Consider the following 17,724-nt stretch of genomic DNA (forward strand, 5'->3'; position numbering starts at 1 on the left):
AATGACCCTCGAACGCGATGCCGCCGCCAACACTGCCAAGGTCCTGTCCGAAGCGCTGCCTTACATCCGACGCTATGTCGGCAAGACCCTGGTGATCAAATACGGCGGCAACGCGATGGAAAGCGAGGAGCTGAAAACCGGCTTCGCCCGCGACATCGTGCTGATGAAAGCCGTGGGCATCAACCCGGTGGTCGTGCACGGCGGCGGCCCGCAGATCGGTGATCTGCTCAAGCGCCTGTCGATCGAAAGCCACTTCGTCGATGGCATGCGCGTCACCGACGCCGCGACCATGGACGTCGTCGAAATGGTCTTGGGCGGTCAGGTCAACAAAAGCATCGTCAACCTGATCAACCGTCACGGCGGCAGCGCCATCGGCCTGACGGGTAAAGACGCCGAGCTGATTCGTGCGAAAAAGCTCACCGTTACCCGCCAGACCCCGGAGATGACCCAGCCGGAAATCATCGACATCGGCCACGTGGGCGAAGTCATCGGCATCAACACCGACTTGCTCAACCTGTTGGTCAAAGGTGATTTCATCCCGGTGATCGCGCCAATCGGCGTCGGCGCCAACGGTGAGTCGTACAACATCAATGCTGACCTGGTGGCTGGCAAAGTCGCCGAAGCGCTGAAAGCTGAAAAGCTGATGCTGCTGACCAACATCGCCGGCCTGATGGACAAGTCGGGCACCGTGCTGACCGGCCTGAGCACGCAGCAGGTCGACGATCTGATTGCCGACGGCACCATCTACGGCGGCATGCTGCCGAAGATCCGTTGCGCGCTGGAAGCGGTTCAGGGCGGCGTCGGTAGCTCGTTGATCATCGACGGTCGTGTGCCGAACGCGATCCTGCTGGAAATCTTCACTGATACCGGTGTGGGTACGCTGATCAGTAATCGCAAGCGTCACTGATTGCTGAAAGGCAAAAGATCGCAGCCTGCGGCAGCTCCTACAAAAAGCGAATTTCGTTTGTATGAAATTTCTGTAGGGGCTGACGAAGACTGCGATCTTTTTTATGCGCGCAAGAAATGTCTGACACAACTCAGCGAAACGTCCGACATTCCAACCGAACAAATCTCCCTAGGATCTTCCCTTCATCCACCGGAGATTTACCCATGCAAAAAGACAGCGTTCCTTACGGCAGTGACATTTCGGCTGGCACCTACGCCTGCGTGGACTGCGGCCGAGAGTATTCGGGCCCGTCGCAATCATCGATGCCGCCCTGCCCTGACTTCACGGAAGCCTCGCACCCGCTCAAGGGCTGGAAAGTCCTCAGCGGCCAAGGCGATGCACCACAGGATCCATACCCGGAAACCAGCGGGAAATAAATCGGAGCGCCTGAGCCATGCAGATCTCGTTCACGATCGACGCCGCCGCTTTCGAGCTGGAACAAAAGGAACCGGTCAAGAAAACCTTGCGCATTGGTGACGCGGAAATCACCCACGCGTTGCAGCGCATTGCCAAGGCCAGCCTGACCGAATACCTGAAAATGCTGGTCGAGGGCGGCATGCCCAGCCGCGCTGACGAGGCCAAGCAGGATCGTCTGCTCTACCTGATTCAGAGCTATTTCGGGCAGACCTTGCCGACTGAATCGCAGATCTCGACGATCTTTCAGCTGACTCAAAGCCAAAGCAAAACCCTGCTGAAAAACACGGTGTCGCGCTTTCGCAATCAGCTCGACGACATCCTCCAGCACAGCATGCGTGCGGTGATCGAGACGGCTGAATACGCGCAAACCGTGTTTCTGGTGGTCATCAGCTCGGACGTGATCCGCGATGAGCTGAACATGTTGATCACGCAGAACGAGCCAACCTTCAAACCCATCACCAAGCGCAAGGGCAGCGCCGGGCAGTTCGAGATCAGCGAGGACAGCCACGCCTTGCTCTGCGCAACGCTGGGCCTGAATGCCGTTCAGTGACATCGTCGCGGTCAGTGGCTTGCTGCTGACCCTGACCACCTTCCTGTTCAACCTGGCGTGGCCGGCGCTCAGTGAAGCGCTGACGCTGGATGAGCACCAGTCGGGGCCGCTGAACAGAAAGCGCAGCAGGGACAAGGTTCGCGAAGCTTTTTTCGGGCGGGCGCTGCCGTTGACGTGCGCATTTGCGGCGCTGTTCTACGTCAACTTTCCGGCTGCGGTGGGGATTATTCGCAGCAGCACACTGGATCTGTGGGATTTTGATGTGGATCGCACGTTGTACGTGATGGTGGTTCTGGCGCTGCTGGCGTTTGCGCTGATCAACGCAGGATTGACCCTGAAACTGCTGAAGAAATGGAGAAACCTGCGCTGAATCGAAACCCCTGTAGGAGCTGCCGAAGGCTGCGATCTTTTGATTCTGTTTTTAAGATCAAAAGATCGCAGCCTCCGGCAGCTCCTACAGAATGATGTCGTATCAGACGCCAAACTGGGCGCGGTACGCTTCCACGGCTGGCAGATGCTGCTTGAGCTGCGGATCATCCGCGAGGAACTCCAGCACCTGATTCAGCGAAACAATGCTGATCACCGGGATACCGAAATCACGCTCGACCTCCTGAATCGCCGACAACTCGCCGTTGCCACGTTCCTGACGGTTCAGCGCGATCAGCACGCCGGCAGCCTTGGCGCCGTCCTGCGAAGCAATGATTTGCATCACTTCACGGATCGCGGTGCCAGCGGTGATCACGTCGTCGATGATCAGCACGTCGCCGGTCAGCGGCGCGCCGACCAGGCTGCCGCCTTCGCCGTGGGCCTTGGCTTCCTTGCGGTTGAAGCACCATGGCAGATCACGGTCGTGATGCTCGGCCAGCGCGACGGCGGTGGTGGCCGCCAGCGGGATGCCTTTGTAGGCCGGGCCGAACAAAACGTCGAAGGGAATGCCGCTTTCGGCGATGGCTGCGGCGTAGAAACGCCCCAGCTGCGCCAGGGCCGAGCCCGAGTTGAACAGGCCGGCGTTGAAGAAGTAAGGACTGGTGCGCCCGGACTTCAGGGTGAACTCACCGAAGCGCAAAACGCCGCGATCGATGGCAAAACGAATGAAATCGCGCTGATACGCTTGCATGAAAAAAACCCCAAATACCACGGATTTAGCTAATTAGCTTGACGCCGTGTATCATACACGCACGCGATTTTTGGGGCCATTTATGCGGATCATCAGTGTGAACGTCAATGGTATTCAGGCGGCAGTCGAGCGCGGTTTGCTCAGTTGGCTGCAAGCTCAGAATGCCGACGTCATCTGCCTGCAGGACACCCGTGCCTCCGCCTTTGAACTGGATGACCCAGCCTTCCAACTGGATGGCTACTTCCTTTATGCCTGCGATGCTGAAGTCCCTGCCCAAGGCGGCGTGGCTTTGTATTCGCGGTTGCAACCGAAGGCTGTCATCAGCGGTCTCGGTTTCGAGACGGCCGACCGCTACGGGCGCTACCTGCAAGCAGATTTCGACAAAGTCAGTATTGCCACCTTGCTGCTCCCTTCGGGGATGAACGGCGATGAGGACTTGAACCAGAAGTTCAAGCTCATGGACGACTTCGGCAAGTACCTGGACAAACAGCGACGCAAACGCCGCGAGTACATTTATTGTGGCTCGCTGTACGTGGCGCAGCAGAAGCTCGACATCAAGAACTGGCGCGACAGCCAGCAATCCCCGGGCTTCCTGGCGCCGGAACGCGCCTGGATGGACGAGATTGTCGGCAACATGGGTTATGTCGATGCCTTGCGCGAAGTCAGCCGTGAAGGCGACCAGTACAGCTGGTGGCCGGATAACGAACAGGCCGAGATGCTCAATCTGGGCTGGCGCTTCGACTACCAGATCCTGACCCCGGGCCTGCGCCGCTTTGTACGCAGCGCACGCCTGCCACGTCAGCCACGGTTTTCGCAGCACGCGCCGCTGATCGTCGACTACGACTGGACGCTGACCATCTAAGCGTCGAATCGCAGTCAAAAAAATGCCCGTATCGCGAGATACGGGCATTTTTTGTGCGCCAGCCTAAAGCGGGCTGAACCTCAGAGCGCAACAAACATCGGCAGGGCCAGGTACAGCTTGATCACGATGACGTTAATGATGTCGATGAAGAACGCACCAACCATCGGCACCACCAGAAACGCCATCTGCGAAGGCCCGTAACGCTGCGTCACCGCCTGCATGTTGGCGATCGCCGTCGGCGTGGCACCGAGACCAAAACCGCAATGCCCTGCGGCCAGCACCGCCGCATCGTAGTTGCGGCCCATCATGCGGAACGTCACGAAAATCGCAAACAGCGCCATGACCAAGGTCTGCACCGCCAGAATGATGAAGATCGGTAACGCCAGCGCCGCCAGATCCCACAGCTTCAGCGACATCAAGGCAATCGCCAAGAACAGCGACAGGCTGACATTGCCCAGCACCGACACTTCCCGCTCGAACACCTGATACAGGCCCAGCGCCGAGAGGCCGTTGCGCAGCAACACACCGACAAACAGCACACAAACAAAGGTCGGCAACTCGAGCGCACTGCCTTGCAGCCAACCGTTCAGCAGATTGCCGACCAGAAGGCTGACCGCGATCAGGGCCAGTGTTTCGATAAACGAAAACGGCGTAATCGAGCGCTCTTTGTTCGGCTGCTCAAAACCCTTGGGCAGCCGTGGTGCTTGCTGATTCTGGCAACCGGGCACCTCAACCCGTTTGATCAACAGGCGAGCCACCGGCCCACCAATCAAACCGCCCAGCACCAGACCAAAAGTCGCCGAGGCGATCGCCAGTTCAGAGGCAGAAGCCAAACCGTATTTCTCACTGAACACCGTGCCCCACGCAGCGCCGGTGCCGTGACCGCCCGCCAGAGTGATCGAACCGGTGAGCAGGCCCATCAGCGGGTCAAGCCCGAGCATTGTCGCGAGGCCGATGCCCATCGCGTTCTGCACCACCAGCAGCCCGGCGACCGCCAACAGAAATATCCCCACCACGCGCCCGCCCTTTCTCAGGCTGGCGAAGTCTGCACTCAAACCAATGGTGGCAAAGAACGCCAACATCAAAGGCGTTTGCAGCGAAGTATCGAAGCGCACTTCAATATCCAGCGTTCGCATTAACAACAGAACCAATGCGACTACCAGACCGCCGGCAACCGGTTCGGGAATATTGTAATTGCGCAGAAATCCAACGCGAGTAACTAAACCACGCCCCAGCAAAAGTACTAAGGAAGCGGCCACGAGTGTTCCGTAAAAATCGAGCTGAATCATTTTGATTATTCTTGGCTATATTCAGGGACGAGCTCTTTTCCTGAGCGCGCGCCGTGAATCGGCTGATTGTCTCAACACTGATTGCTGTGGAATTCAAGAACCTTCGATGGCTTGAATATATCGAAATATTTCAAGAGAAACATAACGCCGGGCAACTTTAACAATCGTCGATTGCCGATGCCAAGGACGGAGCCAGCACCAAGGCAGCGCAGTTGTGACTAAACATGTAAGAGCGAAAAATATATAACTAGATGACTACCATTCATCGGCAATAGATTATTCCTACATCCCAAAGAAACTAATCCCGTTGCATTCATGTAAATGCCCGTAGGTGAAACACGGGCATTTTTATCAATCAGAGAATTGTCTGACTGGAGATGTCTCGGGGCGCGCGCGTCAGGATGTCTGGCGTGTCGCCAATCACCACCGTGTCGTCGATCCGAAAGCCACCCAGCCCCCACTGAAAAATCCCCGGCTCAGCCGAATACACTTCGCCACTCATCAGCGGTCGCGTATTGAACGCCATGTCGTGGGGAAACTCATGGCCGACCAGCCCAAGACCATGGCCCGTGCGATGGATGATCAAGTCCGCCACTCCATGCCGCTCGAAAACCCCTTGAGCCGCCGCATCAATCGCGCAAACCGGATTGCCCGTCACCGCCGCTTCGCACGCCGCTTCATTGGCTTCCCGCGCCGCCTCATACAACTGAACCTGCCGCGCCGATGGCTTGCCGCAAAACCAGGTGCGCTCGTTCTCGATGATCAGACCGTTGATGCGCGGAATAATGATGTTCACTAGACCATGACCCTTTTCGATGCGTGCGCCGCACTGCCGACCATCGCCGTGGGGTGCACAGCTCGCCGGGCCGGACAGGGTGAAAAACTCGATGCACTGCACATCCTCTCCGGGGAATCGATTGGCCGCTTCTTCGACAAACAGTGCCGCCATGCTCATGTCCAGCTCCTGAACCAGCCGTCCGGGGCGGATGTTTTCCCGGTAGCGATCCTGCAACCAATCCGTCAACGCACAGGCTTCGCGCATCAGTTGGATCTCTTCGGCATGCTTGACTAGCCGCAACGTGCGGCACTCTTCGGTCGCGTTTTGCAGCACCAACGATGGCAGCAAAGTACCGACGCGAGCCAACGGCGCCGTGATCGCGTCGACGCCAATGCGCGACCGATGCAGCCCGGCATCGCGCAAAGATTGTGCGACCAGCTCACTCCACTGACTGACCAAGGGCAGGCGATTTTGCACACGCGGATGCTCGGCATAGAAACGCGCATCCTCGATCCAAAGATGCCCGGCTTCTTTGGTGAAACGCCAATGATGCGTCGATAGCTCATGAGCGATCACAAACGGCGCGCCGTTCCTCGGTACGACGCACAGAATTGGCCGTTCCCACGTCTCGACGTCGGTATTGAAGTTGGTCGCAAACTGGAAGAAGTCGGCCTGGGTGAACAGCAAAGCATCAAAGCCTTCGCGATCCATCAGCGAGTACATCAGTTGCAGTCGATAGTCGCGCACAGCGTGTCCGAGGTGTGCCATTGGCTGGCTCCGTGTCGTTGAAGTGCGGACAGTGTTCAACGAGGGCGTTGCAGGCGTCGCGCCGATCCTTGCTCAATTGCCGGTACTTTCTTGCTCACGAGTTTTACCGGGACTGGCGAAAATCCGTCGGGCTGATGCCATAGGCTTTACGAAAGACTCGGGCGAAATGGCTGGAGTCGGCAAACCCGGATTCCAAGGCAATTTCCAAAATAGTCTTGGCGGAGTTTTCCAAAGCGTTGCGCGCCCGTTGCAGGCGCACAACCAGTACATGGGCATGCGGTGAAGTGCCAAAGGCGCGTTTGAATTCACGAGCGAAGTGGAATTCACTCATCGCCGCAATTGCCGCCAACCGGGCAATGCAGAGCTTTTCGCAGGGGTGACGCTCGATGTAGCGCAAGGCATCCATCAGGCCTTGGCTGGCAACTCTTGGCTGGGTGCTCGAAAGCTCATAACTGTTCAATAAATGAGCAATCAATACCTGAACGCTTAGATCCGCCTGCTCACGGGCGCCCCGACTGTTGTCACCGATGGACAGCGCCAATTGCCGGGCCAGCAAATGGGCAACTTTGTCATTTTGATACAACGGCTGATGCGTTCCGCGAAATCCGGCGAAGCTCAATCCTTGCTCCTGCGCCGCAGCGGTCAACGCCGGCATTGGCAAATGCACATGAAGGATGTCGAAAGCGCTACGCGTGTCCCAGCTCGCGGACTGGCTGGGCTGCAGCAATCGCACCTGACCACTGTGAATCTGCCCATCCCACACCTGCCGGCCGCCAACAGCGGCGCGCGACTGCATGGGCGCAAGCATCACGCTGAGCAAAACATGCTCGCGCGGTTCAGTGCGTTCAAAGTGATAGCTGTCTGTGGATGAACGCTGCCAGCGGAACACCGCAGCGCCGGTCGATTGCAGATCCGTCAGCACGGCGGCGGGTTTCATCCGCCATTCCTCGGTCTGCTGCTCGATAGAAGGAAAGACCGGCTGAGCCATTGCGCACTCCGCCCGTCAGGCCCGCGAGCCTACTTGATCAACCGCCAGGTAAACGGATACCGGTACGGATAGCCTTCGTTGGCCTTCACCCCGGCAATGATCGTCAGCACCAGTGCACCGATGCCCAGTATCACGATCAGGACGAAGCCAATGAGCAGCAGCATCAGCAGGAAGCAGATCAACGACGCAATCGCGACAGTGATCTGAAAATTCAGCGCCTCTTTGCCCTGGGCATCGATAAACGGATCCTTTTCACGCTTCATCTGCCAGAGAATCAATGGCCCGATCAGGTTGCCGAACGGAATCCAGATCCCCAGCAAAGCGGACAAGTGACAAAACATCGCCCATTGACGAACCTCCTGGCTCGGTTTGGGCAGCAGCGCTTGCTCGTCACTCATCGCACTCTCCTTGCGGTTAGGAACCTGCTCAGTCAGCCAGTGCGGCCTTCTGCAGTTCGAAAATCTCGTTCATGCCTTGTTTGGCCAGTTCCAGCATGGCGTTAAGGTCTTCCGGCTGGAACGGCGCGCCTTCAGCGGTGCCCTGCACTTCGATGAAACCACCGGTGCTGGTCATCACGACGTTGAGGTCGGTCTCGGCAGCGGAATCTTCAAGATAGTCCAGATCCAGTACCGCTTCGCCCTGATACATGCCGACCGACACCGCGCCGATCATTTGCTTGAGCGGATCGCCGCCTTTCAGGCCGCCGCGCTTCTTGATCACTTTCAGTGCATCAACCAGAGCAACCATGGCGCCGGTGATGGATGCAGTGCGGGTGCCGCCGTCAGCCTGGATCACGTCGCAGTCGACGTACAAGGTGACATCGCCCAGCTTGGACATGTCCAGCGCAGCGCGCAGGGAACGGCCGATCAGACGCTGGATTTCCAGGGTGCGACCGCCCTGCTTGCCACGGCTGGCTTCACGCTGGTTACGCTCGCCGGTGGCGCGCGGCAGCATGCCGTACTCGGCGGTCAACCAACCCTGGCCCTGACCTTTAAGAAAACGCGGCACGCCGTTTTCGACGCTGACGGTGCAGATGACTTTGGTATCACCGAATTCGACCAGCACCGATCCTTCGGCGTGTTTGGTGTAGTTGCGGGTAATGCGGATCGAGCGGAGCTGATCGGCAGCGCGACCACTTGGACGTTTCATAGGAGATACCTGTACTGAGGACGGAAAACTGCCGAGCATTATAGAGCGGTGCACCGCGACTGGGCACGGGTTAAAAATTCGAGCCGACGACCGAAGGCCCTGAAACACGCATTACCGACGGGCTGCAGCCCTTTGTCACACCGTGTGTTTGGGCGCATTCGCCGCACTGCGCTACAATCCTGCGCCTTTGCTGCCAGTCGGCATAAATTCATTGATATCGTGCTTGCGGAACCCAGGTTTCGCGCCGATCTGCATTGCGAGGTTACCGCCATGGTGCACAGCATGACCGCCTTCGCCCGCGTCGAGAAAGCCGGCGTACAGGGCACCCTGAGCTGGGAACTGCGCTCGGTCAACAGTCGCTATCTGGAACCGCACCTGCGCTTGCCGGAAACCTTTCGCGACCTCGAAGGCGCGGTGCGTGAAGCGCTGCGTCAGGGCCTGTCGCGGGGCAAACTGGAATGCACCCTGCGTTTCACCGAAGAAAGCACCGGCAAAGCGCTGCAAATCGACCGCGAGCGCGCCGCGCAACTGGTTGCTGCCGCGGAAACCATCGCGGGTCTGATCAAAAACCCGGCAGCGCTGAACCCGCTGGAAGTCCTGGCCTGGCCTGGCGTGCTGGTCGGCGATGCAACCGATCCGCAGGCGCTGAACGCCGAAGCGCTGGCCCTGTTCAATCAAGGTCTGAAAGAGTTGAAGGCTGGCCGCGAGCGCGAAGGCGCGGAGCTGGCCCGGTTGATCAACGAGCGCCTGACATCGATCGAAGCAGACGTCGTGACCCTGCGTGAACTGGTGCCGCAGATGCTCGCGACCCAACGCCAGAAAGTCCTCGACCGCTTCGCCGACATGAAGGCCGAGCTGGATCCGCAGCGTCTGGAACAGGAAATGGTCATCCTCGCGCAAAAGAGCGACGTGGCCGAAGAACTGGATCGCCTGAGCACCCACATCATCGAAGTGCGCCGGGTGCTCAAGTCCGGCGGTGCAGCCGGGCGTCGCCTGGACTTCCTGATGCAGGAGCTCAACCGCGAAGCCAACACATTGGGCTCCAAGGCCTTTGATCCGCGCAGCACCCAAGCCGCCGTCAACCTCAAGGTGTTGATCGAGCAGATGCGCGAACAAGTGCAGAATATTGAGTAAGGCAACCCCGACATGACCCACAGCACCGGCACCCTGTACATCATTTCCGCCCCTTCGGGCGCGGGCAAGAGCAGTCTGGTCAAGGCTTTGACCGACGCCAACGCGGAGATCCGCGTTTCGGTTTCGCACACCACCCGCGCCATGCGTCCGGGCGAAGTCGACGGCGTGAACTATCACTTCGTGACGCGCGAAGCGTTTGTGAAGATGGGCGAACACGGCGATTTCCTTGAGCGCGCCGAGGTTTTCGGCAACCTCTACGGCACCTCCCAAAGCCATCTGCAGCAAACCCTCGACGCAGGTCACGACCTGATTCTGGAAATCGACTGGCAAGGCGCCGAGCAAGTACGCAAGCTGATGCCGCAGGCGCGCTCGATCTTCATTCTGCCGCCGTCGCTGCAAGCACTGCATTCGCGTTTGACCAACCGTGGTCAGGACAGCGACGAAATCATCGACGGCCGTATGCGTGAAGCGGTCAGCGAGATGAGTCACTACGTCGACTACGACTACCTGATCATCAACGACGATTTCGCCCACGCGCTGGACGATCTGAAGGCGATTTTCCGCGCCAATCAGCTCATTCAGAAGCGTCAGCAACAGCTTCACGGCAAATTGCTGGCCGAATTGCTCGGTTAATCAGCACTTCCCAAAAGGCCTGCAAGCGCTTTACATTGGCACTCGCAGCGCGTTGAAGGGCTTGGTTAAAAAATCAGCGCTTCCCTAATCGCTGGTGATTTTTTAAACTGTTGAGTCCGCTCGCCCAACCGGGCAGCGCGCATATTTGCATTCGCTCCGAGGAATACCATGGCCCGCGTAACCGTTGAAGACTGCCTGAACCACGTGGAAAACCGTTTTGAGCTGGTCATGCTCTCTACCAAACGTGCCCGTCAACTGGCCACCGGCGGCAAAGAGCCACTGGTTCAGTGGGAAAACGACAAGCCTACCGTTGTAGCGCTGCGTGAAATTGCTGAAGGCCTGATGAGCTACGAGTTCATCGCCGAGCAAGAAATCGTCCAGGATGAGCCGCTGTTCGCAGCGTTCGAGGACGAGTCCAACGAGGCCGTCTAAGCCTATGCCTGGTCGACGTAGCACGGCGCGGGATCACAGCTTACGGCAGGAATCATCATGCCGAGCATAGACGCCCTCGCCGATCGCTTATCGACCTACCTCGGCAACGACCAGGTCAACCTGGTCCGCCGAGCGTATTTCTACGCCGAACAAGCCCATGACGGTCAACGCCGTCGCAGCGGCGAGGCGTACGTCACGCATCCTCTTGCCGTGGCCAATATTCTTGCCGACATGCACATGGATCATCAGAGCCTGATGGCCGCGATGCTGCATGACGTGATCGAAGACACCGGTATCGCCAAAGAAGCGCTGCAAGCGCAGTTCGGTGAAACCGTGGCCGAACTGGTCGACGGGGTCAGCAAACTGACCCAGATGAATTTCGAGACCAAGGCCGAAGCCCAAGCCGAAAACTTCCAGAAAATGGCCATGGCCATGGCGCGCGACATTCGCGTGATCCTGGTCAAACTCGCCGACCGCCTGCACAACATGCGCACGCTGGAAGTGCTGTCCGGCGAAAAACGCCGGCGCATCGCCAAGGAAACCCTCGAAATCTACGCGCCCATCGCCAACCGGCTGGGCATGCATGCGATCCGCATCGAATTCGAAGACCTCGGCTTCAAGGCCATGCACCCGATGCGTTCCGCGCGGATCTACCAGGCGGTCAAGCGCGCCCGGGGCAACCGCAAGGAAATCGTCAACAAGATCGAAGAATCCCTTGGCCATTGCCTCGCTATCGACGGCATCCAGGGCGAAGTCAGCGGTCGTCAGAAACATCTCTACGGCATCTACAAGAAAATGCGCGGCAAGCGTCGGGCCTTCAACGAGATCATGGACGTCTACGCGTTCCGGATCATCGTCGACAAGGTCGATACCTGCTATCGCGTGCTAGGCGCTGTACATAATTTGTACAAACCGTTGCCGGGGCGCTTCAAGGATTACATCGCGATCCCTAAAGCCAACGGCTATCAGTCGCTGCATACCACGCTGTTCGGCATGCACGGTGTACCGATCGAGATTCAGATCCGTACCCGCGAAATGGAAGAGATGGCCAACAACGGCATCGCCGCCCATTGGCTGTATAAATCCAGTGGTGACGAGCAGCCGAAAGGCACTCACGCCCGCGCCCGTCAGTGGGTCAAAGGCGTGCTGGAAATGCAGCAACGGGCCGGCAACTCGCTGGAATTCATCGAGAGCGTGAAGATCGACCTGTTCCCGGACGAGGTCTACGTGTTCACGCCGAAAGGCCGGATCATGGAGCTGCCGAAAGGCTCCACGGCGGTCGACTTTGCTTACGCGGTACACACCGACGTCGGCAACAGCTGCATTGCCTGCCGGATCAACCGTCGTCTCGCACCGCTGTCCGAACCGCTGCAAAGCGGCTCCACGGTCGAGATCGTCAGCGCACCCGGCGCTCGTCCAAATCCGGCGTGGCTGAATTTTGTGGTGACCGGCAAGGCGCGTACGCACATCCGCCATGCGCTGAAACTGCAGCGCCGTTCCGAGTCCATCAGCCTCGGCGAACGCCTGCTGAACAAGGTGCTCAACGGTTTCGACAGTTCGCTGGAGAAAGTCCAGGCCGAACGCGTCAAAGCGATGCTCACCGAGTACCGCCTCGAACTGATCGAAGATTTGCTTGAAGACATTGGCCTGGGCAACCGCATGGCCTACGTCGTCGCCCGCCGACTGCTCGGCGAAGGCGAACAGTTGCCAAGCCCGGAAGGCCCGCTGGCGATTCGCGGCACCGAAGGTCTGGTACTCAGCTACGCCAAGTGCTGCACGCCGATCCCGGGCGACCCGATTGTCGGGCACCTGTCGGCGGGCAAAGGCATGGTCGTGCACCTCGACAACTGCCGCAATATCAGCGAAATCCGGCACAACCCGGAAAAATGCATCCAGCTCTCGTGGGCCAAGGATGTCACCGGCGAATTCAACGTCGAACTGCGCGTCGAGCTGGAACACCAGCGCGGCCTGATCGCTCTGCTGGCCAGCAGCGTCAACGCAGCCGACGGCAATATCGAGAAAATCAGCATGGACGAACGCGATGGTCGCATCAGCGTTGTCCAGTTGGTGGTCAGCGTCCACGACCGAGTGCACCTGGCCCGCGTGATCAAGAAACTGCGCGCCTTGACCGGGGTGATCCGCATCACCCGCATGCGTGCATAACGCAACCCTAACAAGGAGTCCTACATGACCAAGACTGTTATCACCAGCGACAAGGCCCCGGCCGCCATCGGTACTTACTCCCAGGCGATCAAGGCAGGCAACACTGTTTACATGTCGGGTCAGATTCCTCTGGACCCAAAAACCATGGAACTGGTTGAAGGCTTCGAAGCCCAGACCGTCCAGGTGTTCGAGAACCTCAAAGCCGTGGCCGAAGCCGCTGGTGGTTCGTTCAAGGACATCGTCAAACTGAACATCTTCCTCACCGACCTGAGCCACTTCGCCAAGGTCAACGAGATCATGGGCAAATACTTCGACCAGCCGTACCCGGCCCGCGCCGCCATCGGCGTTGCTGCCCTGCCAAAGGGTTCGCAGGTTGAAATGGATGCCATTCTGGTCATCGAGTGATGCGCACGGCGCGGCCTTCAAACGCCGCGCCGACTGCTCTGCAAGAAAAGGTTTTGAAAGGATTCCACCATGCGCAAAGCGCTAGCTCTTCCGCTGCTCGCCCTCCTCCTCGGCGGCTGCGCCAGCAACCCTGCCGACCGTGACATCAGCGGCACCTGGATCAATCAGGTGGCGATCAACGCTGCAGCCAAGGGCGGCCCCCTGCGCGAAGCACTTCAGGCTTACGGCCCGAACCTTGAGTGGGACGTCAACACCAAGGCCAGTCAGGCCCGCTACACCAACGGTTTTGAGAACGTCGAAGGACGGCTGCTGGGCGAAGAGTCCGGCACCTGGAAAGTCGACTTCTATGGCAGCTCCGCCAGCGCGTTGAAACGCGACGGCAGCCAACTGCAACAGGCCGCCGGCGATAACGAACCTGAGCAACTGTTCGATCGCGCACCGATTCCGGTACCGGAAGGCGCGCCGATTGGTGCGAGTTTCGAGCGTGCGCTGTATTCCGCCTACATGGGCGGCAGCTGGAAAATCACCAGCGGTGAAGGCGAAGGCGCCACCGTGCAATTCCAGGCCGACGGCCAGGTGTCCGGTTTACCGGGTGCCGATCGATATGCGCTGTGCCTGGCGGGCGATTGCGCGTCGATGAGCAACGGCAACGACAGCATGTGGCTGCAGCAGAACGGTCAGGGTAATAACTGGATCTTTGTGCGCAAGGGCAAAGAGCTGGAAATCCTGCAAGCGGTGAACTCCGCGCTGGCGGATGAACAGCCGCAGTTCACACCGGGTGCTCGCAAGTGGTTGCTGGAAAAACAGTAATCACCTGAAAAGATCGCAGCCTTCGGCAGCTCCTACAGGAAACGCATTCCAAGTAGGAGCTGCCAAAGGCTGCGATCTTTTGCTTTTAGCGGCCTTCGAGGATCGCGGCGTAGCCTTCGCGGTAGCTTGGGTATGTTGGCGTCCAGCCGAGGGCCTTCGCCCGGGCATTGCTGCAGCGCTTGCTGCCTGTGCGCCGCACGCTCGCCTCTGCCGCCCACTCGGTCACACCCAGATACTCGCGTAACCAGTCGACCACTTCGGCCAACGGTGCCGGTGCATTGTCGACGCCGATGTAGATGTTCTCCAGCGCAGTCCCCTGCCGATCCGCCTCGAGCAAAAACTTCAGCAGACCCGCCGCGTCGTCCGCGTGAATGCGATTGCCATATAGCGGTGGTTCGACGGCGACGCGATAACCCTCGCGAACTTGCGTCAGCAGACGCTCGCGGCCAGGGCCGTAAATACCGGTCAGGCGCAGGATGCTCGCCGGGATGCCGCTCTTGAGCGCGACTTGCTCAGCCTCAAGCATCAATCGTCCGGAGAAACCGCTGGCCACTGTCGCAGAGGTCTCGTCCACCCACTCGCCATCCATCTGCCCATAAACACTGCTGCTGGATACAAACAACAGCCGCTCCGGCACCTGCCCGTAGTCATCCAGCCAGCTCAACACATTCTGCAAACCCTGCACGTAAGCCGCGCGATACCCGGCTTCATCGTGATTCGTCGCAGCAGCGCAATACACCAGGTAATCCACCGCACCGATCGGCCAGGTGTCCGGGCAATCTTCATTAAAGAGATCCCCGGCAACACCAATGACACCCTCAGGCAGACGTGACACATCCCGGCGCAAGCCATGGACTTCCCAGCCAGCGGCCAGCAATTGCGTGGCCAGACGACTACCAATATCGCCACAACCGGCAATCAGAACAGAAGGCGCAGACATCAGAAAACTCCCATCGGAAAGCGACAGACTAGGCCCGGCGAGTGACGAGCGGCTAGCAATCAAGGAAAAAAAGATACTCTATTACTTTTGTTAACAAGAATTACTTGCAATAATGCCTGCCACTTTTGTTCTCGGCCTCACGAGGCCTGGAAGAGCATCATCGTTTTTCTATCTCAGGTCCGGCCAGCATGACACGTAATCAAATCCCCGCTTCGCCAACCCAACGACCTCGCGCCTGGAGCGCAGTGGCGGCTCTGCTGCTCAGCCTGATGCTGGCACCGACCGCCGCCTTCGCCGACGCGCAAGCGCCAGCCGCACCGGCCGCGACCGAACAGCACGCTCCTGCTGCTGACGCGCCTGCCACCGCCCCGGCTGCTGCACCGGCTGCAACCGATCCAGTGCAAGCGGTAGACGCTGCCGACGTTCCTGAAGTTCTCGAAGCCGACAACACGCTGGGCATGGCCCACGACCTGTCGCCGTGGGGCATGTACCAGAACGCTGACATCATCGTCAAAATCGTGATGATCGGTCTGGCCATCGCGTCCATCATCACCTGGACCATCTGGATCGCCAAAGGCTTTGAGCTGATGGGCGCCAAGCGTCGTCTGCGTGGCGAAATCGCCGCCCTGAAGAAAGCCACCACCCTTAAAGAAGCCAGCGCCACGGCCGGCAAGGAAGGCACCCTCGCCAACCTGCTGGTGCACGACGCACTGGAAGAGATGCGCCTGTCGGTCAACAGCCGCGAGAAAGAAGGCATCAAGGAACGCGTCAGCTTCCGTCTTGAGCGTCTGGTTGCAGCCTGCGGTCGCAACATGAGCAGCGGCACCGGCGTCCTCGCCACCATCGGTTCCACCGCGCCGTTTGTCGGTCTGTTCGGTACCGTGTGGGGCATCATGAACTCCTTCATCGGCATCGCCAAAACCCAGACCACCAACCTCGCCGTTGTGGCGCCAGGTATCGCCGAAGCGCTGCTGGCCACCGCACTGGGTCTGGTTGCAGCGATTCCAGCGGTTGTGATCTACAACGTCTTCGCCCGCTCGATCGCCGGTTACAAGGCGCAGGTTTCCGATGCTTCGGCAGAAGTCCTGTTGCTGGTCAGCCGCGACCTCGACCACCAGCCTGAGCGCAGCTCGCAGCCGCACATGGTTAAAGTGGGGTAATCGGCCATGGGCCTGCATTTGAAAGAAGGCGCAGACGACGATCTGGCCGAGAACCACGAAATCAACGTCACGCCGTTTATCGACGTGATGCTGGTGCTGTTGATCATCTTCATGGTGGCCGCTCCGTTGGCCACCGTGGACATCAAAGTCGACCTGCCTGCCTCGACCGCCAAACCGGCGCCGCGGCCAGAGAAACCGGTGTTCCTCAGCGTAAAAGCTGATCAGCGCCTGTTCCTCGGCGAAGACGAAGTGAAGCCCGAAGCACTGGGTGCCACACTCGACGCCAGAACCAAGGGCAAGAAAGACACCACCATCTTCTTCCAGGCTGACAAAGGCGTGGATTACGGCGACCTGATGAGCGTGATGGATAACCTGCGTTCCGCCGGTTACCTGAAGGTCGGCCTGGTAGGACTTGAGACGGCAGCCAAGAAATGATCACGACGCGCCATAAGCTGACGCGTTACAGCGGTAGTCTGGCCGTGGTGCTGGGCGTTCATGCGCTGGCCATCGCGCTGGCGCTGAACTGGACCGCCCGCCCGCCCATCGAATTGCCGCCGCAGGCAATGATGGTCGAGCTGGCCCCGGTTCCGGCCCCGCCACCGCCTGCTCCGCCGAAAGTCGTCACACCGCCGCAGCCACCGGCTCCGGTTGAAGAGTTGCCGATTCCGAAACTGGCCGAAGCCCCGAAAGCTGAAATCGCGGTGCAGAAACCTAAACCGAAGCCCAAACCTAAACCGCCGAAGCCGGTCGAGAAGAAGCTGCCCGATCCGCCGAAGGAAAAACCTTCCGAGGAAAAACCGGCCGACACCCAGCCGACTCAGGCACCAACGGAGAAATCCGCCCAGCCTGCACCAGGCCCGTCGCCGGCCCAGATGGCTGCCAAAGCCAGCTGGCAAGGCACCCTGCTCGCGCATTTGGCCAAGTACAAAAAGTACCCGGCCAGTGCTCAGGCACGCGGCAAGGAAGGCTTGAACCGTCTGCGTTTCGTGGTGGATGCCGAAGGTAACGTGCTGTCATTCGAACTGGTGGGCCGCTCTGGCAACGCTGATCTTGACCGGGCTACCCTGGAAATGATCCGCCGCGCACAACCGCTGCCCAAGCCACCGGCTGACATGCTCAACAACGGCTCGATCGAAATTGTTGCACCGTTTGTTTATTCCCTCGAGAGACGCCGCTGATCCAA

At 59.1% G+C, this 17,724-nt stretch carries 21 protein-coding genes; 14 read left to right on the plus strand and 7 right to left on the minus strand.

Going from position 1 to position 17,724, the window contains the following annotated elements; all coding sequences use genetic code 11:
• The first annotated feature begins 1 nt into the window (after nucleotide 1).
• The 4 genes from argB to KFS80_RS24450 all read left to right on the plus strand — a co-directional run bounded on the left by argB (nucleotide 2) and on the right by KFS80_RS24450 (nucleotide 2,283).
• Nucleotides 2–907: an acetylglutamate kinase gene (gene argB, locus KFS80_RS24435; protein WP_053125034.1), complete on the plus strand. Its 906-nt coding sequence runs from the start codon at nucleotides 2–4 to the stop codon at nucleotides 905–907.
• Between the two features lie 203 nt (nucleotides 908–1,110).
• A complete protein-coding gene (locus tag KFS80_RS24440; RefSeq protein WP_159814945.1) occupies nucleotides 1,111–1,323 on the plus strand; it encodes a hypothetical protein in 213 nt (70 codons plus the stop codon).
• Nucleotides 1,324–1,340: 17 nt separating this feature from the next.
• Nucleotides 1,341–1,913, plus strand: a complete 573-nt coding sequence (locus KFS80_RS24445; protein ID WP_053125037.1) for a hypothetical protein — start codon at nucleotides 1,341–1,343, stop codon at nucleotides 1,911–1,913.
• Entirely contained in the window at nucleotides 1,900–2,283 is a 384-nt protein-coding gene (locus tag KFS80_RS24450; protein ID WP_212546228.1) for a hypothetical protein, read from the plus strand. Before KFS80_RS24445 ends, KFS80_RS24450 begins: the two co-directional genes overlap by 14 nt.
• A 102-nt stretch (nucleotides 2,284–2,385) precedes the next feature.
• Here the strand turns inward: KFS80_RS24450 and pyrE are convergent, their stop codons facing one another.
• Nucleotides 2,386–3,030, minus strand: coding sequence for an orotate phosphoribosyltransferase (gene pyrE / locus KFS80_RS24455; RefSeq protein ID WP_008078597.1), 645 nt, complete (start codon nucleotides 3,028–3,030; stop codon nucleotides 2,386–2,388).
• 82 nt (nucleotides 3,031–3,112) lie between these two features.
• Here pyrE and KFS80_RS24460 point away from each other — a divergent pair, with 82 nt between their 5' ends.
• The gene (locus KFS80_RS24460; RefSeq protein WP_007920349.1) at nucleotides 3,113–3,892 is read left to right on the plus strand and encodes an exodeoxyribonuclease III; all 780 of its coding nucleotides are present in this window, start codon (nucleotides 3,113–3,115) and stop codon (nucleotides 3,890–3,892) included.
• Between the two features lie 80 nt (nucleotides 3,893–3,972).
• Here the strand turns inward: KFS80_RS24460 and gltS are convergent, their stop codons facing one another.
• The 5 genes from gltS to rph form a co-directional block, all read right to left on the minus strand.
• Entirely contained in the window at nucleotides 3,973–5,181 is a 1,209-nt protein-coding gene (gene gltS / locus KFS80_RS24465) for a sodium/glutamate symporter (protein WP_212546229.1), read from the minus strand.
• 355 nt (nucleotides 5,182–5,536) lie between these two features.
• Nucleotides 5,537–6,727, minus strand: a complete 1,191-nt coding sequence (locus KFS80_RS24470) for a M24 family metallopeptidase (RefSeq protein WP_212546230.1) — start codon at nucleotides 6,725–6,727, stop codon at nucleotides 5,537–5,539.
• Between the two features lie 103 nt (nucleotides 6,728–6,830).
• Nucleotides 6,831–7,715 (minus strand): helix-turn-helix domain-containing protein, encoded by an 885-nt coding sequence (locus KFS80_RS24475; RefSeq protein ID WP_212546231.1) that lies wholly within the window; start codon nucleotides 7,713–7,715, stop codon nucleotides 6,831–6,833.
• Between the two features lie 29 nt (nucleotides 7,716–7,744).
• Nucleotides 7,745–8,113 carry a DUF4870 domain-containing protein gene (locus KFS80_RS24480; protein WP_053125048.1) on the minus strand — a complete coding sequence of 123 codons (369 nt, stop codon included), beginning with the start codon at nucleotides 8,111–8,113 and terminating at the stop codon, nucleotides 7,745–7,747.
• A 28-nt stretch (nucleotides 8,114–8,141) separates the two neighbouring features.
• Nucleotides 8,142–8,864: a ribonuclease PH gene (rph, locus tag KFS80_RS24485; RefSeq protein ID WP_016985814.1), complete on the minus strand. Its 723-nt coding sequence runs from the start codon at nucleotides 8,862–8,864 to the stop codon at nucleotides 8,142–8,144.
• A 270-nt stretch (nucleotides 8,865–9,134) separates the two neighbouring features.
• Between rph and KFS80_RS24490 the strand changes: the two genes are divergently transcribed.
• The 6 genes from KFS80_RS24490 to KFS80_RS24515 all read left to right on the plus strand — a co-directional run bounded on the left by KFS80_RS24490 (nucleotide 9,135) and on the right by KFS80_RS24515 (nucleotide 14,441).
• A complete protein-coding gene (locus KFS80_RS24490) occupies nucleotides 9,135–9,998 on the plus strand; it encodes a YicC/YloC family endoribonuclease (RefSeq protein ID WP_053125050.1) in 864 nt (287 codons plus the stop codon).
• A gap of 12 nt (nucleotides 9,999–10,010) precedes the next feature.
• Nucleotides 10,011–10,631: a guanylate kinase gene (gmk, locus tag KFS80_RS24495; protein ID WP_053125052.1), complete on the plus strand. Its 621-nt coding sequence runs from the start codon at nucleotides 10,011–10,013 to the stop codon at nucleotides 10,629–10,631.
• A 168-nt stretch (nucleotides 10,632–10,799) separates the two neighbouring features.
• On the plus strand, nucleotides 10,800–11,063 hold the full coding sequence (rpoZ, locus tag KFS80_RS24500; protein WP_016985812.1) for a DNA-directed RNA polymerase subunit omega: 264 nt from the start codon (nucleotides 10,800–10,802) through the stop codon (nucleotides 11,061–11,063).
• Between the two features lie 57 nt (nucleotides 11,064–11,120).
• On the plus strand, nucleotides 11,121–13,226 hold the full coding sequence (gene spoT, locus KFS80_RS24505) for a bifunctional GTP diphosphokinase/guanosine-3',5'-bis pyrophosphate 3'-pyrophosphohydrolase (protein ID WP_016985811.1): 2,106 nt from the start codon (nucleotides 11,121–11,123) through the stop codon (nucleotides 13,224–13,226).
• 24 nt (nucleotides 13,227–13,250) lie between these two features.
• Nucleotides 13,251–13,631 carry a RidA family protein gene (locus KFS80_RS24510; protein WP_003229509.1) on the plus strand — a complete coding sequence of 127 codons (381 nt, stop codon included), beginning with the start codon at nucleotides 13,251–13,253 and terminating at the stop codon, nucleotides 13,629–13,631.
• 69 nt (nucleotides 13,632–13,700) lie between these two features.
• Complete coding sequence (locus KFS80_RS24515; protein ID WP_159814951.1) at nucleotides 13,701–14,441, plus strand: hypothetical protein; 741 nt, start codon at nucleotides 13,701–13,703, stop codon at nucleotides 14,439–14,441.
• 85 nt (nucleotides 14,442–14,526) lie between these two features.
• Here KFS80_RS24515 and KFS80_RS24520 read toward each other — a convergent pair whose 3' ends face one another.
• Nucleotides 14,527–15,381: an SDR family oxidoreductase gene (locus tag KFS80_RS24520; RefSeq protein ID WP_212546232.1), complete on the minus strand. Its 855-nt coding sequence runs from the start codon at nucleotides 15,379–15,381 to the stop codon at nucleotides 14,527–14,529.
• A gap of 188 nt (nucleotides 15,382–15,569) precedes the next feature.
• On the opposite strand from KFS80_RS24520, the gene exbB reads away from it, so the two are divergent.
• Genes exbB through KFS80_RS24535 form a run of 3 tightly spaced genes read left to right on the plus strand, consistent with a single transcriptional unit; the run spans nucleotide 15,570 to nucleotide 17,719 of the window.
• Complete coding sequence (exbB, locus tag KFS80_RS24525) at nucleotides 15,570–16,541, plus strand: tonB-system energizer ExbB (RefSeq protein WP_053125058.1); 972 nt, start codon at nucleotides 15,570–15,572, stop codon at nucleotides 16,539–16,541.
• Between the two features lie 6 nt (nucleotides 16,542–16,547).
• Nucleotides 16,548–16,976, plus strand: coding sequence for a TonB system transport protein ExbD (exbD, locus tag KFS80_RS24530; protein WP_053125060.1), 429 nt, complete (start codon nucleotides 16,548–16,550; stop codon nucleotides 16,974–16,976).
• Nucleotides 16,973–17,719, plus strand: a complete 747-nt coding sequence (locus KFS80_RS24535; protein WP_038359287.1) for a TonB family protein — start codon at nucleotides 16,973–16,975, stop codon at nucleotides 17,717–17,719. The genes exbD and KFS80_RS24535 overlap by 4 nt, the downstream gene beginning before the upstream one ends.
• Nucleotides 17,720–17,724 lie beyond the last annotated feature (5 nt).

This window comes from Pseudomonas rustica (assembly GCF_018336155.1).
Classification (GTDB): Bacteria; Pseudomonadota; Gammaproteobacteria; order Pseudomonadales; family Pseudomonadaceae; genus Aquipseudomonas; species Aquipseudomonas rustica.

Coding starts and splice junctions, on each gene's coding strand:
- KFS80_RS24520 (WP_212546232.1), bottom strand. CDS start 15,381: ATGTCTGCGCCTTCTGTTCTGATTGCCGGTTGTGGCGATATTGGTAGT.
- exbB (WP_053125058.1), top strand. CDS start 15,570: ATGACACGTAATCAAATCCCCGCTTCGCCAACCCAACGACCTCGCGCC.
- KFS80_RS24450 (WP_212546228.1), top strand. CDS start 1,900: ATGCCGTTCAGTGACATCGTCGCGGTCAGTGGCTTGCTGCTGACCCTG.
- KFS80_RS24440 (WP_159814945.1), top strand. CDS start 1,111: ATGCAAAAAGACAGCGTTCCTTACGGCAGTGACATTTCGGCTGGCACC.
- rph (WP_016985814.1), bottom strand. CDS start 8,864: ATGAAACGTCCAAGTGGTCGCGCTGCCGATCAGCTCCGCTCGATCCGC.
- KFS80_RS24445 (WP_053125037.1), top strand. CDS start 1,341: ATGCAGATCTCGTTCACGATCGACGCCGCCGCTTTCGAGCTGGAACAA.
- KFS80_RS24480 (WP_053125048.1), bottom strand. CDS start 8,113: ATGAGTGACGAGCAAGCGCTGCTGCCCAAACCGAGCCAGGAGGTTCGT.
- KFS80_RS24460 (WP_007920349.1), top strand. CDS start 3,113: ATGCGGATCATCAGTGTGAACGTCAATGGTATTCAGGCGGCAGTCGAG.
- KFS80_RS24510 (WP_003229509.1), top strand. CDS start 13,251: ATGACCAAGACTGTTATCACCAGCGACAAGGCCCCGGCCGCCATCGGT.
- KFS80_RS24515 (WP_159814951.1), top strand. CDS start 13,701: ATGCGCAAAGCGCTAGCTCTTCCGCTGCTCGCCCTCCTCCTCGGCGGC.
- gmk (WP_053125052.1), top strand. CDS start 10,011: ATGACCCACAGCACCGGCACCCTGTACATCATTTCCGCCCCTTCGGGC.
- rpoZ (WP_016985812.1), top strand. CDS start 10,800: ATGGCCCGCGTAACCGTTGAAGACTGCCTGAACCACGTGGAAAACCGT.
- exbD (WP_053125060.1), top strand. CDS start 16,548: ATGGGCCTGCATTTGAAAGAAGGCGCAGACGACGATCTGGCCGAGAAC.
- pyrE (WP_008078597.1), bottom strand. CDS start 3,030: ATGCAAGCGTATCAGCGCGATTTCATTCGTTTTGCCATCGATCGCGGC.
- KFS80_RS24535 (WP_038359287.1), top strand. CDS start 16,973: ATGATCACGACGCGCCATAAGCTGACGCGTTACAGCGGTAGTCTGGCC.
- KFS80_RS24490 (WP_053125050.1), top strand. CDS start 9,135: ATGGTGCACAGCATGACCGCCTTCGCCCGCGTCGAGAAAGCCGGCGTA.
- KFS80_RS24475 (WP_212546231.1), bottom strand. CDS start 7,715: ATGGCTCAGCCGGTCTTTCCTTCTATCGAGCAGCAGACCGAGGAATGG.
- spoT (WP_016985811.1), top strand. CDS start 11,121: ATGCCGAGCATAGACGCCCTCGCCGATCGCTTATCGACCTACCTCGGC.
- KFS80_RS24470 (WP_212546230.1), bottom strand. CDS start 6,727: ATGGCACACCTCGGACACGCTGTGCGCGACTATCGACTGCAACTGATG.
- argB (WP_053125034.1), top strand. CDS start 2: ATGACCCTCGAACGCGATGCCGCCGCCAACACTGCCAAGGTCCTGTCC.
- gltS (WP_212546229.1), bottom strand. CDS start 5,181: ATGATTCAGCTCGATTTTTACGGAACACTCGTGGCCGCTTCCTTAGTA.